This window comes from Sediminibacterium sp. (assembly GCF_051860225.1).
In the GTDB taxonomy this organism is placed as follows: domain Bacteria; phylum Bacteroidota; class Bacteroidia; order Chitinophagales; family Chitinophagaceae; genus Sediminibacterium.
Genome location: NZ_JBHYEI010000001.1, coordinates 978,997 through 995,259 on the forward strand (window position 1 = coordinate 978,997; position 16,263 = coordinate 995,259).

General features: G+C 35.2%; 16 protein-coding genes. 11 read left to right on the forward strand and 5 right to left on the reverse strand.

Annotated features, from left to right (window positions below; genetic code table 11):
• Positions 1-126 precede the first annotated feature (126 nt).
• Genes pyrH through ACTIEI_RS04160 form a run of 5 tightly spaced genes read left to right on the forward strand, consistent with a single transcriptional unit; the run spans position 127 to position 4,521 of the window.
• Positions 127-843: a UMP kinase gene (pyrH, locus tag ACTIEI_RS04140; protein WP_295187479.1), complete on the forward strand. Its 717-nt coding sequence runs from the start codon at positions 127-129 to the stop codon at positions 841-843.
• A gap of 57 nt (positions 844-900) precedes the next feature.
• Positions 901-2,205 carry a TolC family protein gene (locus ACTIEI_RS04145; protein WP_439505019.1) on the forward strand — a complete coding sequence of 435 codons (1,305 nt, stop codon included), beginning with the start codon at positions 901-903 and terminating at the stop codon, positions 2,203-2,205.
• Between the two features lie 10 nt (positions 2,206-2,215).
• The gene (locus ACTIEI_RS04150; protein ID WP_439505020.1) at positions 2,216-3,364 is read left to right on the forward strand and encodes a methionine aminotransferase; all 1,149 of its coding nucleotides are present in this window, start codon (positions 2,216-2,218) and stop codon (positions 3,362-3,364) included.
• Between the two features lie 52 nt (positions 3,365-3,416).
• Positions 3,417-3,821, forward strand: coding sequence for a helix-turn-helix domain-containing protein (locus ACTIEI_RS04155; RefSeq protein ID WP_439505021.1), 405 nt, complete (start codon positions 3,417-3,419; stop codon positions 3,819-3,821).
• A gap of 22 nt (positions 3,822-3,843) precedes the next feature.
• The gene (locus ACTIEI_RS04160) at positions 3,844-4,521 is read left to right on the forward strand and encodes a response regulator transcription factor (protein ID WP_439505022.1); all 678 of its coding nucleotides are present in this window, start codon (positions 3,844-3,846) and stop codon (positions 4,519-4,521) included.
• Here ACTIEI_RS04160 and ACTIEI_RS04165 read toward each other — a convergent pair.
• Genes ACTIEI_RS04165 through ACTIEI_RS04185 form a run of 5 tightly spaced genes read right to left on the reverse strand, consistent with a single transcriptional unit; the run spans position 4,498 to position 12,102 of the window.
• The gene (locus tag ACTIEI_RS04165) at positions 4,498-5,289 is read right to left on the reverse strand and encodes a TIGR00266 family protein (RefSeq protein WP_439505023.1); all 792 of its coding nucleotides are present in this window, start codon (positions 5,287-5,289) and stop codon (positions 4,498-4,500) included. The genes ACTIEI_RS04160 and ACTIEI_RS04165 overlap by 24 nt on opposite strands.
• A gap of 3 nt (positions 5,290-5,292) precedes the next feature.
• Positions 5,293-8,853 carry an efflux RND transporter permease subunit gene (locus tag ACTIEI_RS04170; protein ID WP_439505024.1) on the reverse strand — a complete coding sequence of 1,187 codons (3,561 nt, stop codon included), beginning with the start codon at positions 8,851-8,853 and terminating at the stop codon, positions 5,293-5,295.
• 12 nt (positions 8,854-8,865) lie between these two features.
• Positions 8,866-10,071 (reverse strand): efflux RND transporter periplasmic adaptor subunit, encoded by a 1,206-nt coding sequence (locus tag ACTIEI_RS04175; protein ID WP_439505025.1) that lies wholly within the window; start codon positions 10,069-10,071, stop codon positions 8,866-8,868.
• Positions 10,072-10,090: 19 nt separating this feature from the next.
• Positions 10,091-11,491 carry a TolC family protein gene (locus ACTIEI_RS04180; protein WP_439505026.1) on the reverse strand — a complete coding sequence of 467 codons (1,401 nt, stop codon included), beginning with the start codon at positions 11,489-11,491 and terminating at the stop codon, positions 10,091-10,093.
• Between the two features lie 5 nt (positions 11,492-11,496).
• Positions 11,497-12,102 (reverse strand): TetR/AcrR family transcriptional regulator, encoded by a 606-nt coding sequence (locus ACTIEI_RS04185; RefSeq protein WP_439505027.1) that lies wholly within the window; start codon positions 12,100-12,102, stop codon positions 11,497-11,499.
• Positions 12,103-12,271: 169 nt separating this feature from the next.
• Between ACTIEI_RS04185 and ACTIEI_RS04190 the strand changes: the two genes are divergently transcribed.
• The 6 genes from ACTIEI_RS04190 to ACTIEI_RS04215 are packed head-to-tail and all read left to right on the forward strand — an operon-like array spanning position 12,272 to position 16,233.
• A complete protein-coding gene (locus ACTIEI_RS04190; protein WP_439505028.1) occupies positions 12,272-12,880 on the forward strand; it encodes a DUF502 domain-containing protein in 609 nt (202 codons plus the stop codon).
• Between the two features lie 27 nt (positions 12,881-12,907).
• Complete coding sequence (locus ACTIEI_RS04195; RefSeq protein WP_439505029.1) at positions 12,908-14,041, forward strand: glycosyltransferase family 4 protein; 1,134 nt, start codon at positions 12,908-12,910, stop codon at positions 14,039-14,041.
• A gap of 24 nt (positions 14,042-14,065) precedes the next feature.
• Positions 14,066-14,410 carry a gliding motility protein GldC gene (gene gldC / locus ACTIEI_RS04200; protein WP_439505030.1) on the forward strand — a complete coding sequence of 115 codons (345 nt, stop codon included), beginning with the start codon at positions 14,066-14,068 and terminating at the stop codon, positions 14,408-14,410.
• A 6-nt stretch (positions 14,411-14,416) separates the two neighbouring features.
• Entirely contained in the window at positions 14,417-14,869 is a 453-nt protein-coding gene (locus tag ACTIEI_RS04205; RefSeq protein ID WP_439505031.1) for a GatB/YqeY domain-containing protein, read from the forward strand.
• A 5-nt stretch (positions 14,870-14,874) separates the two neighbouring features.
• Positions 14,875-15,411 (forward strand): CvpA family protein, encoded by a 537-nt coding sequence (locus ACTIEI_RS04210; protein ID WP_439505032.1) that lies wholly within the window; start codon positions 14,875-14,877, stop codon positions 15,409-15,411.
• Between the two features lie 60 nt (positions 15,412-15,471).
• Complete coding sequence (locus ACTIEI_RS04215) at positions 15,472-16,233, forward strand: alpha/beta fold hydrolase (RefSeq protein ID WP_439505033.1); 762 nt, start codon at positions 15,472-15,474, stop codon at positions 16,231-16,233.
• The last annotated feature ends 30 nt before the right edge of the window (positions 16,234-16,263 follow it).

Sequence of the window (16,263 nt, forward strand, 5' to 3'; positions counted from 1 at the left end):
TTAATTATTCGAGTAAAGAATGAAACCCGAATTTTTTTAACAGCTGAATATGAAAATTTGATTTTCAAATCAGTTTGGTGACTCATTAAAAATTGAGGTTATTTGCATAATAAATAACCACTCGCTATGCTACCAAAATTCAAACGAATCTTACTAAAATTATCCGGAGAAGCTTTATTAGGTGACCAAAGAAACGGAGACCCTTTTAATCCTAAAATCATCGAGCAATATGCACATGATATTAAACGGGTAACCGATTTGGGGGTTCAAGTAGCAATTGTAATTGGTGGTGGTAATATTTACAGAGGAATGAATGAAGCAGATAGTGGTATTGAAAGAGCCCACGGAGACTATATGGGTATGTTGGCTACGGTAATCAATGCAATGGCTATGCAGGCTATGCTAGAAAAGATTGGAGTATATACTCGTTTACAAAGCGCCATCAATATGGAGCAAGTGGCTGAGCCTTATATCAGGAGAAAAGCTTTACGTCATTTAGAAAAAGGGCGTGTGGTGATTTTTGGAGCTGGTACAGGTAATCCATATTTTACTACCGATACAGCTGGTTCTTTAAGGGCCATAGAAATGAAGGCAGATGTTATTTTGAAAGGGACTAGAGTAGATGGTATTTATAGTGCTGATCCTGAAAAAGATCCTACTGCAACTAAATTTGAAAAGTTAAGCTTCCAAGAGTGTATTTCGCAAAACCTAAAAGTGATGGATATGACCGCCTTTACTTTATGCATGGAGAATAAATTACCCATCATTGTTTTTGATATGAATACACAGGGAAATTTATTGCAAGTGGTAGAAGGCGCTAATGTAGGTACTTTGGTAAGCTAGTGGTCCGTTCGTGTAATAATATAAATTATTCAATGATCCTATGGTAATTTCATGCTGATGCGTAAGTTAATTCTATTGTTATTTGTTGGAACGGTTTCTGTCGAAGCTGGTTTTAGCCAGAAAAGGCTTAGTTTATCTGATGCAGTATCCATTGCATTAAAGAATAGCTATGATATTCAACTAGCCAAGAACAATGTAGAAATTGCTAGTATTAATAATTATGTGGGGGTTGCTGGGGGATTACCAACCGTTACTGCAACCATCAATGATGTAGAAAATATCACCAGCATTAATCAACAATTTCCAGATCCATCTAGAAATATTACTAGAACAGGAGTTGCTTCTAACAATCTTAATGCAAATATAACTGCTGGCATATTGTTGTTTAATGGGTTCAGGGTAAAAGCGGCACAACAACGCTTGAATGAATTGCAAAAAATGAACCAAGACATGCTGAATGCACAAATTCAGGCTACCATGGCTTCGGTAATCACCAATTACTATGATGTAGTTCGTCAACAAAATTTATTAAGTACCATCAATAAATCTATTGAAGTATCACAACAAAGAATTGATATCATCAATAGCCGCAAAGAAGTGGGTCTTGCCAATAATGCTGATTTATACCAAGCACAAATAGATTTGAATGCATTGATACAAACTAAACAAGCACAACAATTAATAATTGATCAAGGGAAAACGAATTTGTTGAGTTTGCTATTTGTTAGCCCCGATACTACTGTAGTAATCAGTGACACTATCGTGGTAGATGAAAAAATTAATTTCAGTCAACTTAAAAATTTGGCGTTAAAGAATCCGCAAATTTTAGCAGCGGAACAACAAATTAAAATTAATGAGTTGATTGAAAGAGAAACAGCCGCATTAAGGGTTCCTACTTTAAGAGCAACAACAGGGTTTAACTTAACTAATACTAAAAGTGCAGCAGGTTTCATATTAGAAAATAGAACTTATGGTCCTTTTTTAGGGATCAACTTAGCTATTCCCATTTACAATGGATTGATCAGTAAAAAACAATTACAAGTAGCAGAAATTAATACCCGTAATGCAAAAGTGCAGCGTGATCAATTTTTATTGAATATAGAAACTGGTGCAGTAAGAACTTATCAAGCATATACTAATTCCTTGGCCCAATTAACTAAAGCAAAAGAAAATCAAGTGCTCAGTAAGCAATTATTGGATTTGGTAATGCAACGTTTTCAGTTAGGCCAAGCAACAATTGTTGATGTTAAATTGGCTCAACAGAGTTTTGAAAACGAATCATATAGATTGGTTAACTTGTCTTTTACAGCCAAGGTTGCCGAAGTAGAATTGAAGCGCTTGGCCAATATTATTGAGCCTTAATTTTAGAAAAGTGTCTATAGCTATACATTCCAAACTACCACTGGTAGGTACTACTATTTTTACCGTAATGAGCCAATTGGCTAATGAATATGGTGCAGTAAATTTAGGACAGGGTTTTCCAGATTTCATGATGAGTTCCGATTTAACTAGTTTGGTTGATAAAGCCATGAAAGAGGGTTTTAATCAATATACTCATATGAATGGGTATCCGCCGCTGCTATCTGCATTGTCTTTAAAAGCAGCTAATTTATATGGCGCTTCAGTAGAGGCAACTAGTGAAATTACGATAACACCCGGTGGCACATATGCTATTTACACTGCACTTACCACTGTATTGCAATCAGGTGATGAAGTGATTTTATTTGAACCTGCTTATGATTGTTATATACCAACTATTGAATTAAATAAAGCCATTGCGGTTCCGATACAATTGGAATATCCGAATTATGCTATTCCCTGGGACGAAGTGAGGGCTAAGATTACACCAAGAACCAAAATGATTATGATTAATTCGCCTCATAATCCAACTGGTGCAGTATTGTCCGAGAACGATATGCAAATATTAGCGCAAATTGTAGCGGGTACCGATATCTTGATTTTAAGTGATGAAGTATATGAGCATTTAATTTTTGATGGGATTGAACACCAAAGTATATTGAAATACCCTTCATTATTCGAACGAAGTTTTGTTTGTTTCTCTTTTGGGAAAACATATCATTGTACAGGTTGGAAGTTGGGTTATTGCATGGCGCCAGCAAACTTGATGAAAGAGTTTAGAAAAGTTCATCAATTCAATTGTTTTTGCTGCAACACGCCACAACAAGTAGCATTAACTGCATATATTCAAAATGCAGATGCCTACTTACAATTGGGAAATCAAATACAAAATAAACGAGACTACTTTAGAACCTTAATGCAGGACACACCCTTCACCTGTATTCCCTCACACGGCAGCTATTTTGAGTGCTATAGTTATGCGAACTTTAGTCAGGTTTCCGACAAAGAATTAGCCATCAAGCTTACCAAAGAATTTGGCGTTGCTACTATACCGGTTTCTGCTTTTTATCAAAATGGTCAAGATAATAAAGTCTTGCGTTTTTGTTTTGCTAAGAAAGAAAGTACTTTAGAAAAAGCAGTAGAAGGGTTAAAGCGAATGTAGCATTCGTTATTAAACATATTTGTACAAATTAAGGCGATAAATGCCCAATTAATTGAACACTATTGTTTATTTCTTTACGGTATTGAAAAACAATAGAGTAAAAATAGATCGTGGGCAATTGCTAAGAGATAGCGTTGAATCTAGTGGTATTTCGGTGACTAAGCTAGTAAAGAAGATTGGCATAAGCAGATCAACTTACTATAATCATATTAGTAATCCTGAACTTCCTTTAGACTTGCTTTTAAAATATGGGAATGCCTTGCATATCAACTTCAATGATTTCTTAAGTGATCTATTTGTTGAGAGTACAAAAGAGTCACAAGGATTGTATTTTGAAAATACAAATCCGAATAATTTTGAAGAGGCAATTGCACAAGCTCAATTTTGGCGAAATAAATACTTGGAGCTTTCCGAAAAGTATCAGCTTGTTTTAGAACTTCAATTAAAACATAAATAGTATGGGTGTAATTGAAATACCAATGCGTATTCTAATTGCAGATCATCATGTAATTTTTGCTGATGGATTAGCTACTCTTTTAGAAAAAGAAGCAACTGTTGAATGGATTAACGTTGAGTCTACACATCAACCACTAAAAGATTTAATTCTAACTTATCAACCTCATATTATTTTAATAGATGCGTATTATCCTTCAATAACAATGTCGTCACTTACCCATTTTTTACAGCAACATTCAATGAACACTAAATTGATTGTACTTGGTTCTGTGAAAAGTGATCAGCTACTACTAGACCTTTTAAAAATAGGTGTGACTGCATTTTTATTAAAGACTTGTACAAAGAAAGAATTATTAGATTCAATTATATCGGTAAATAATGGCAATACTTTTTATTGTAGTCAAACTAATAAGCATTTGCAACAACTGATTATAGAAGGCCGATACCATCCCCGTCGAAAGCAGCAGATGGCAGCATTATCTGAAAAGGAAAAAGTGGTTCTTAAGCTTATTAGTGCTGAATTTACTAGTAAAGAAATTGCGGCCCAACTCAATATGAGTTTTAGAACAATTGAAGCGTATCGGAAATCTTTACAAGAAAAAACCGGCTCGAAAAATTCGGCCGGTTTAATCTTGTATGCTATTCGAAATGGTATTGTTACCTTAGAACCTTCGTCATTACCATCTTCCATCTCCGTCTAAAATATTTCCTAATCCACCTAAGATGCTTCCCTCTTCTTTTCGTGGTCCAACACCATATTGTAAGATTCTTCCTGCTAAACGACTAATTGGTAATGTTTGAATCCAAACGGTACCAGGCCCAGTTAGTGTAGCAAAGAATAAGCCTTCGCCTCCAAACAAAGTGTTTTTAATCCCCCCAACAAATTGAATATCATAGTTAACGCCAGAAGTAAATCCGACTATACAACCTGTATCAATTTTCAGGGTTTCTCCAGGATGTAAATCTCTTTTGAACACATGGCCGCCTGCATGTAAAAAGCTCATTCCATCACCTTCTAGTTTTTGCATGATGAAACCTTCACCACCAAATAATCCTGTGCCAAGTTTACGTTGAAATTCAATCCCTACATTCACTCCTTTGGCTGCGCATAAAAAGCTATCTTTTTGGCAAATGATTCTATTATTGTAAACAGATAAATCTAATGGGATAATTTTACCAGGATAAGGCGATGCAAAACTCACTCTTCTTTTACCATGATTCACATTGGTAAAAGCAGTCATGAATAAACTTTCACCCGTTAGCATTCTTTTACCTGCATTCAATAACTTTCCAAAAATGCTATTGTTTTGTTGAGATCCATCACCAAACATGGTTTCCATAACCACTCCATCATCCATCATCATGAATGCGCCTGGCTCGGCAATAGCAGTTTCATTGTAGTCTAATTCTACTTCTACGTATTGCATTTCTTCTCCAAAAATGCGGTAGTCTATTTCGTGATTTCGCATAATTTAATTTTTTACTAAAATAGTTTTTTGTTCACCCATCCATACTTTTTTGCCTTGGATTTTTCTTACGCCAAACATAATTCCTACAAAAATAAAGAAGAGTGGTCCGGTAAATCCAAATAAGGCTACATATTTAGTACCATAGAATCTTTCCATAGGTCTTCTTAATCTTTCAGAAATCAGGTACATACTTGGTACCATGATAAGTGTTAAGAAGAATGAGAATACTAATCCATAGATGATAGTCCAAGCCAACGGCCCCCAGAATACAACTGAATCTCCACCAATAAAAATCTTTGGATCTAAATGGGTAAACATAGAAACGAAGTCTATATTAAATCCTACAGCCAATGGTAGCATACCCATTATAGTTGCTAAAGCAGTTAGTAATACAGGAATGATTCTAATTTTTCCTGCTTCAATTGCAGCTTCTCTTGTTTTATATCCTCTTCCTCTTAGTTCATCTGTAAACTCAATTAATAGGATACCATTCTTAATTACAATACCCGCTAATCCAATGATACCAACTCCCACCATAATAGTAGCCATACTCTTTCCGGTTAATGCATATCCTAAGAATACACCTATGATTGAGAAGAATATTTCTGTTAATACGATGAATGGTTTACTTAAACTATTGAATTGTAATACAAGAATTAAGAAGATAATTAATAAAGCACTTAAAAGAGCAGTACCCAAGAATGAACTGGTTTCTGCTTGTTGTTCTCCTTCACCCGTTTGTTTGATGGTGATATCAGCTGGTATTGGCGTTATGGCTTTAAACTCTTCAATTTTCTTAGCCAATGCTTTATTAATTTCTGGGGTTAGTGATGGATTGGTTACTGCTGATTGAATTTGAATGGTTCGTTTCAAATTTTTTCTTTTAACCCCACCAGCAGTATTGGTATACTCAAGGGTAGCCACACTGTTTAAAGGTATTTGCTTGATTGCACCAGTTGTGAAATCTCTAAATACGATGCGCATATTCATGAGTTCATTAATATTATTGCGCGACTTGGCATCAAATCGAAGCTGTATTTTATACTCATCTTCATCGTCTTTTAGTTTACTCACTTCCTTGCCAAATACAGCTGTTCTTAATTCCATTCCAATTTGAGCAGTACTTACTCCTTCTGCTAATGCACGTTGTCTATCTATATTTACGCTTATCTCGGGATTATTTAAGTCAACATCCATTTCTAAATTTTGCATTCCTTCTATACGATTTGTATCTAAGTGATTTTGCAACTGGATAGCTGTTTTAGCTAAAGCGTCAAAATTATCTCCAGCAATTTCAATATTCACAGGAGGATCTGTAGGAGGGCCAGCGTCTTCTTGTCTTACTTCTATAGAGCCGCCTGGTATTCCGTTCATTTGTTGTCTAATTGCTTCTTGAATAACTGAAGAACTTTTACCATGTCGCTGCTCAAATTCGACAAATGATACCTGAATTCTTCCTAAGTGGGATTGTGTGCTTCTATTATTATCTCTAGGATTATTTGCCCCTACTGCTACGTTAGAAATCACACTCTCCACAATACTGCCTTCTTTGCCTGGCTGATCGTTACCTAGAACTTTATAAACCCTTCCTTCCAATATTCTTAACACAGAATCGGTTGTTTGCGATTTAGTGCCTATAGGCATTTTTAAATACACATATACAAATTTTGGATCACCACTAGGGAAGAAAGGTTTTGGATTATCTCTAAGGATTAGTAAGAACAAAGAAATTGGGAATAAGATGAATAGGCCAATTAATAGATACACTGGTCTTTTTCTAACCAAGATATATTTCAATAGTGATTCATAACGATTCATTAAACTGGGTAGCGCCCTTTCTTGGAAAAAGTGAATAACGTTTCTTAATACATAACGCTCTAATACAACCAACAGCATCATAAAAATCAAGAAGTTTCCAAAACCATGCCATCCAGCTACATTAAATAAAATCCCTAAAATAGCTGAGCCCCAGAACCACCACTTTTTGAAAATAGCATTTTTAGGAGATTCGAATTCTCGTCCTTCTGGTTTCATGAAGCTTACTGCAAATACTGGGTTGATGAAAAACGCAACTACCAATGAAGCCGCTAATGTTAATATTAGCATGATTGGTAGGTATATCATGAACTTTCCAATAATACCTTTCCATAATAATAATGGGAAAAACGGAGCCAATGTGGTTGCAGTTCCTGCTAAAACGGGAATGAACACTTCTCCTGCTGCTTCTTTTGCAGAACGAATAATTTTTACTTTCCCATTATTGTAGATTCTATGCGTGTTTTCAATTACAACAATTGCGTCATCTACAATAATTCCGAGTCCAAATAGTAAGGCAAATAAAACAATGAAATTTAGTGTGATGGCGCCCCCCGCAATTATTTCACCCAATGGTAAAAACATAAAGGAAACGAAAACCGATAAGGGTACACTCAATGCCACAAAGAATGCATTGGTTACACCCATGAAAAACATTAAGATTAATAATACCAAAATAAAGCCAATAATGATTGTGTTAACCAATTCATTAAATGAAGTCTTGGTTCCTTTACTTTGATCACCTGTGATGACTACTTTTAAGTTTTTAGGTAGTTCATCGCTTTTTTGCATATCTGCCACAATTTGATTAATACCGTCAGCTGTATTAATCAAATTTTCACCAGCTCTTTTTACAATATTGATAGTAATAACATTTGCACCATCTAATCGGGCATAACTTTCTGTTTCTTTTACTGTATCAATAATTTGTGCAACATCTTGTAAATAGATAGGAGCGCCATTTACGTTTTTGATTTGGATATGTTGCATATCATAAGCACTCGTAAATTGACCCTTAATTTTGATATTACGTTTCATGGTTCCCACTTCAACCAAACCACCACTAATATCTTTGTTTTCTAGATTAACTGCGCTCTCAATATCTCTAAAAGTTAGCTTGGCAGCAGCTAATTTTGCAGGGTCAATATTGATCTGTATTTCACGCTCAGGGGCACCCACAATTTCTGCACGATTAACCTCTTTTAATTCTTCGAATCGATCTTGTAATTTGTCTGCGTATTGTTTTAATTTAACTCCGTCAAAATCGCCACTAATGTTGACAAACATGATGGGTTGATCGCTAATTGAAAACTCTTGAACATTGGGTAAAGAGGTTAAGTCGTTCGGCAAATCTGTTTGCGCCTTATCTACCGCATCTTTTACTTTTATTTTGGCGATTTCTGGTTTGATATCCGTATCAAATTCAACCACAATCAAGCTATAGTCTTGTTGAGATGTAGATTGAATCTTGTTCACTTTAGCACCACTTATACCTTTCAATTGTTTTTCAATTGGTCTGGTTACTAAGTTTTCTATGTCTTTGGGTGAATTACCAAAATACACAGTAGTGATTGATATTGTAGGTACTACAATATCTGGAAATTGTTCTTTTGGTAGGCTAGTGAACTTATTTAATCCATATAATGAAATTAAAATGGTGATCACATATACTGCCGTTCTATTGTCAATGGCCCAACTGGTGGGTTTAAACTCTTTGAATTTTTTGGCTATGCCTTCAATGAAATTCATGCTTAATATTTTTTATTGTGCTAAAACCTTAACTGTTTGACCATCATAAATATTCTGGTATCCTTCGGTTATTAGTAATTCTTTTTCGTTTAATCCAGACTTTACTTCAATGAGTTTGCCATATAATTCGCCAACAGTAATCATTTTTTTTCGTGCCACTAATTTTTTACCTTCTTGCACTGCTACATAAACGTATTTACCTTTTTCTTCGGTTTGTACTGTATTAACATTAATTGAAATAGCATTTGGCACTTCATAATCTTGAAACTTTACTTGAGCCAACTGATTAGGGCGAATATTCGCATCATATGGGATTTTGATTTCTACATCAAAGCTTCTAGTATTTGCATCAATAGATCTGCTTGCAGTTGAAACTGTTGCTTTAAATTCTTTATTTAAATCGGGTAAATTGATGATTGCGTTAGCGCCAGCTTTAATACGGTTACTGTAATTTTCTGGAACACGCGTTACTACTTTCATGTTTTGTGTATTCACAATTTTTATTTGAGGAGTAACCCCAGCAAGACCAACAAAAATCTCTCCTACTCTAACATTCAATTCGTCTACAATACCACTTACGTCTGCAACAATATTTGTTGCGCGTAATTGCTCTTCGGTAACTTTAATTTGTTCTTCTGATGCAGCTAATTGACGCTCTAGAGACTGAACATTGTTTTTAGCTGAAATTAATTGTACTTCCGTACCAATTCCTTCTTTCCATAAGTTATTCTGTCTATTGTAAAGATCTTTTGCAAAGCTCAGCTGGTTCTTAATGGTTTCAATTGATTTTTGTGCAGCTATTACTGATTGTCTAATTACTGCATCATCTAATTTGATTAACAACTGCCCTTGCTTAACAATATCTCCTCGCTTTACATAGATAGCCCTTACTTGGCCTCCACCCATTCTAGGTGAAACGTAGGAAATATTGTCTGAAGTGATATTTCCTTGTAGGTCTATATAATGAACAAAGTTCTCTCTGGTTACTGGAGTAATATTAATCAGTTTTGCAGTTGCATTGCCAATACTTGTATCTAATGAATTGATTTCATTTTGTAAAACTGAAATTTTTTCTGTTAGTGCATTTTGTTCAGATTTCAACTTTTCTAATGCAGCTTTTTTTGAAGCTAAATCGTTGCCTTGTTTATCCTCGCTTGCGCAACTACTTAAAAAAGTAATTGCAATAACAATATGTAATAAATAGGTTGCCTTTCTCATTGTTTATGGTTTAATAATTTTATAATTTTCCAATTGCGGTTAAATAATCTACTCTTGCTATAATGGCATCATATAGTGCGCTGATATAATTGGTTTGAGCAGCTTTTAAGTCAACATCAGAAGCGTTTATTTCTGTATTAGATCCTGTACCTGCTTCATATTTTTTCTTGGTTTGCTGATAAACTTTTTCTGCTAAAGCCATATTATTTTTTTGAAAATCTAATGTTGCAATAGCGGTTTTATATTTTAATCTAGCTTGCTCTACTGATTGATCAATATTTAATTTTAAATTTTCTAATTGATTGGCTGTTTGTTCTAGCTCTATTTTAGCTTTTTTAATTCTTGCATCTTTTGCAAATCCACTAAAAATTGGAACGGAAATATTCACTCCTATTGAAGATGAAGTAAACCAGTCTCCTTTACCAAAAAAGTTAAATTGATTTCTTTGCGCCAACTTGCTATAGTTTGCTCCAAGTGCAACGGTTGGCAATTTGCTTAATTCGTATCTTTTAACGTTAAATTGGTTCAATTGCTTAGCAGAGCTTAGGTATTGAAAATCCCTACGATCTTCATAGTTATACGCTCCTGTGGTAATATCTTCTTTAATTTGTTTGTAATCTAAAGTGTCAGTTAAAACTAGTGTATCAGCAACTGGCATTCCCATCAATGTTTTTAACCCAATATATCCCATTGAGATACTATTAAGTGCTTTCACTTTTTCTGTGCTTAAGTTATTTAATTGAACGGCTATTTTGTCGATATCAATTCTTTCTGCAAAGCCATTTTTGTATAAGGCTTTTACATCATAGTCTAATTTTTCTAATCTTTTAATATTGGCGTCTAGTAATTCAATTTGGGTTTTACTAACTACTAATTGATAATAAACTTTGTATAAATTAGTTTTTATATTTTCTTCAGTAACTCTTGCTGCAGCCTCTTGAAAATCAATAGACGCTTTTCTAGCTTGTAAACCAATAAAGACTTGACCATCAAATAATAATTGTTGTAATGATACACCTGCACTGGCGTTCCACTTGGTACCAAATTGGGCTGCAATAAAACCAAAGTCTCCAGGCATTTTGATTGGATTACCATTGCCATCTCTAACGCCTTGATCTATCAAAACCTGATAAGTAGCTGGTGAAATAAAGTTGGGTAAAGTTTGTACCGCAACATTCGGTAAATGTTGTGAACCAATGCTACCAGAAATGGTAGGCAATGCTGATGCGGTAATTTCTTTATTGGTTTGCATTTGTGCTTGTATAGCTAGTAATGCATTTTTGACTTGTACATTGTTCTTCTTAGCATATGCAACTGCTTGCTCTATACTGAATTCGTACCGATTGGCTTTTTGCGCCATTGCGGTTTGCATCATTGCAATCATGCAAAGCAGTGCGATTAATTTAATTTTGGTGTGCATATTGTTTATTTTTCTCTTTGCTGTTTATACTTGGTGATTAATTTTTGACCTTTGGGTGTGCATATTCCATATAGAAAATGTTCCATTAACTCCATTTCTACTTGAATTAGTGAGAACTTTCCTAGGGTAAAAACATCGGGATTGAAGCCTAAAAAAATACTTTCAACTCTATAGCGGGATATTATTTCTACATTGATGTCCGCTCTATAATTACCTTCTTCAATTCCTTTTTTTAGGTTTTCTCTCATGATGTTCACAAAAAATTTATTCTTGTGCGCATTCATTTTTTTATAGGCTTCTGGATGGTATTTCTGCATTTCAAAAATGATAGCAGGGTTCATGGTGGTCAACATTTCTTGTAACATATCGAATCCCTTAAACACTTCTTGAACCGCATTATCACAGCTACTCGCAATAAGGGTGCATTCATTCATATCTTGCTCAATTTCCCTCTGAACAACTGCGTCTACTAAGTGATCTTTGTCTTTAAAGTATTGATAAATTGTTTTTTTGCTGGCGCCCAAGTTAGATGCGATATCGTCCATTGTGACGCTCTTTAATCCATAACGGAAAAAGAGTTCCTGGGCTTTTTCTACAATTCTTTGCTCCATGTACTATTAATTTGGGAGCGCAAAACTATGGAAACTATTTTCGTAACCAAAGTTTCCAATGTTTATTTTTAATTAAATTATTGTTAAACGCTACAATGCTAGGATAAGTGGTAAACTTACTCAACTGCAATACTTGCTGTATCTTGCAGGTAATATGAACTTCAGGTTTTTGTTAAAACGCTTACTACAATACTTTTTTCAAGGCTTAATTGTATTGGCCCCCATTGGTATAACTATTTGGGTAGTAATCAGTTTGTTTAATTTGGTGGATGATATATTACCCAGTATAATTAGAAATGTTGCACCAGATTTAGCTAGAAGAGATGAGCAGGGTAATATTATTAGAATGCCCGGCTTGGGCTTTTTAGTGGTGATAGGGTTGGTTTTGATTGTTGGATGGTTATCTTCTCTATTCGCCATCAATCGATTGGTTGCACTTTTAGACACTATTTTAGAAAAGACCCCTGGTATTAAATTTATTTATTCATCTGTTAAAGATTTTTTGGAGGCCTTTGCAGGTAACAAAAAGAAGTTTAACCAACCTGTTTTGGTAAATGTAGATGGTGCAGATGTTTGGAGGATTGGATTTATTACGCAGCAAACCGCTACAGATTTTGGTTTAGAAGATCATGTTACTGTATACGTTCCACATTCGTATGCTATTTCAGGGATTACTTATTTTGTTCCAAAAAGCAAGGTGAAAACGCTTCCTAATATTGGTGCTGCAGATGCAATGAAATTCACTGTTTCTGGCGGAGTAACCGATGTGAATGATTAAGTGTTGATCTGCAATTAATTTTGTGTTATGACTATTGCTGTTAACGCCATTTTTTTTAATCCAGCTAATTTAGAAGGATACGGGCATTACACTTTATCCATATTTCATATTTTGGTGAAGCAACATCCCCATCACCAATTCGTATTTATTTATGATAGGCCTCACACAACTGATTTAATTACTGGTCCAAATGTACAGTCCATTACTGTTGGTCCTGCCGCACGTCATTTACCTGGATTTTTTTACTGGTATAATATCAGCGCTGCAATGGCAGTTAAAAAGATAAAAGCAGATGTATGGGTTCAACCTTATGGATTTTGCAGCCAAACTAGTCAAGTGCCACAGTTGTTGGTAGTACACGATTTAGCATTCAAGCATTTCCCACAATATATTAGTTGGATGCAACGATGGCATTATGCTGCAATGACACCGTTGTTTTTGAAAAAGGCAAAACGAGTAGTGACTGTTTCTGAATTTTCGAAGCAAGATATTATAGCCGCTTATCCCCAGTTATCTAAGAGCCCTTCAGTAATTGCTGGAGCTGCCCGAAAAGGTTTTGCTCCTTTAAGTTGGGAAGAAAAAGAGCAGGTGAAAGAAGCGTACACCGATGGCTATGAATACTTTTTATGTGTAGGCGGGATTCATCCTCGAAAAAATATGATTCATTTATTGAAGGCTTTTTCACTATTCAAGAAATGGCATAAAACCAATATGAAATTGGTTTTTGTAGGAAGGCTAGCTTGGCAGTATAAAGATTTTTTAGAAAAATTAAAATCATTCAAATACCGTAAAGATGTCGTTTTAACGGGCTATGTAGAAGAAAATATTTTACAAAAGCTTACGGGTGCTGCCTATGGGGCTTTGTATGTTACCCATTTTGAGGGATTTGGATTGCCGATTGTGGAAGCCATGCAATCTGGCGTTCCTGTTATAACGGCTAATAATTCGAGTATGCCTGAAGTGGGGGGAGATGCGGCATTATATGCTGAATCAAATAATCCAGCATCTATTGCAGCTCAGATGCAAATATTATATCGAAATGAACAAATGCGAGAAAAACTAATTCAAAAAGGATTAGAAAGAGCTCAATATTATAGTTGGGACAAGTCAGCGGCATTGTTTTGGGAGGAAATAATCGCTACAAATGCAGTTTCGTCTTAGTTTTGCTAACTATAAAAGACGAAAATGAAACAATCTACTATTACGGTAAATGTCACTTTAGACGAGAATAAAGTACCCCAACATATCGACTGGTCTGCATCTGATAGCACTGCAGATGTAAAGCAAGATGCTAAAGCAATGATGTTGGCTTTCTGGGATGGTGCTGATAAGTCTGCCATGCGTATTGATCTTTGGACAAAAGACATGATGGTGGATGAAATGGCCGATTTTTATTATCAAACCATGATGGGGATGGCTGATACTTATTTAAGGGCAACCCAACAGCAAGATTTGGTAGAAGATATGAAAAATCATGCCAAATCTTTTTATAAAAAATTCCGTGAATCACAATTAAATCAAAATAAATAAATCGCCATGAGCTTAGAAGAACAGGTAATGGGTGGTATGAAAGATGCCATGAAAGCTAAAGATGAAGCTTTGTTGAGGGGGTTAAGAGCTATAAAGGCCGAAATCATTAAAGCCAAAACAGAGCCGGGGGCCAATGGACAGGTTACTGAAGAACAAGAACAGAAATTGTTGCAAAAGCTAGTTAAGCAAAGAAAGGATTCGTTGGATATCTATCAGCAACAAAACAGAGCCGACTTAGCTCAAAAGGAATTGGAAGAAATTGCAGTGATAGAGAAATTTTTGCCCAAGCAATTAAGCCAAGAAGAACTGGAAACTGCAGTAGCCTCAATAATTACTGAAACTGGTGCTAGTTCTGCAGCAGATATGGGTAAAGTAATGGGGGTGGCATCAAAACAGTTGGCTGGTAAAGCAGATGGCAAGGCAATTGCAGCCACTGTAAAAGCGTTATTAAGCAAATAGCGTTTATGTTTTTAGATATCATTGTGCTGGCATTGCTGGTTCTTGCTTTAATAAAAGGATTAAAACAAGGATTAGTAGTGGCAGCACTCTCTTTTTTGGCAGTTTTTGTAGGCTTGGCTGCTGCATTAAAATTGAGTACTTGGGTAGCAGGATGGATAGGTAGTACGGTAAATATTGGGTCTTCTTGGTTACCTTTTTTAGCTTTTTTAGTAATAATGATTGCTGTTTTTATTGGGGTACGAATTTTAGCTGCAATAGTTGAGCAAGTATTGGTATTGTCTATGTTGGGTTGGGTCAATAGAATAGGCGGTTTCATTTTATATGCCCTATTATACATTACTGTATTTAGTGTAATCCTATTTTATACAGAAAAAATGGATTTGCTTAAACCCGAAACAGTATCAGCGTCTAAAACGTATACTTATATTCATTTTTGGGGCCCTTATGCAGTAGATTGGTTAGGGAAAGCGATCCCATTTTTTAAAGATATGTTTACAGACTTGACTGTCTTTTTTGGTGCTATTAATAAAAATATCAACTAAAAATCTCTAGTATTTTAACTACTTTAGCAAGAATTGCTAGGCCAAAAGAAAAACAACCCAATGAATTACGAGTTAAAAGAAGTTAATAAGTTTAAATTTATTGAAGAGGGGGAAGGTGAAACTTTGTTGCTTTTGCACGGCTTATTTGGTGCAATGAGCAATTTTGCTGACTTAATTGAACACTTTAGGAAAAGCTACAAAGTGGTAGTACCCATATTGCCGCTATTTGATTTAGATATATTTCATACCAGTGTTGGAGGATTACAAAAGTTTGTAAATAAGTTTATTGAAACAAGAGGGTATACTGATATTCATTTATTAGGCAATTCTTTGGGAGGCCATGTAGCATTGGTGCATGTTTTGAAGCACCCTGAACAAATTAAAACCCTTACCCTTACAGGAAGTAGTGGTTTGTTTGAGAATGGAATGGGAGATAGTTACCCTAAAAGAGGAGATTACGAATACATCAAGAAAAAAACCCAATTAACATTCTATGATCCAGCAATGGCAACCAAAGAGCTGGTTGATGAGGTTTTTGAAATCACCAATAGTCGTGTTAAAGTAATTAAAATTATTGCCCTTGCAAAAAGTGCTATACGCAATAATCTGGGGGAAGAATTAAACCAAATCAAGCAGCCAACTTGCTTAATTTGGGGAAATAATGATACCATTACTCCTCCATTTGTAGGACAAGAGTTTAACAAATTGATACCGAATAGTGAATTGCATTTTGTAGATCATTGCGGCCATGCACCTATGATGGAAGTACCAGTTGAGTTTAACACCATTTTAAGTGCGTTTTTAGATAAACATAAAGGCTAATAAACGCCTTTGCGTAATTCATTTGTACAT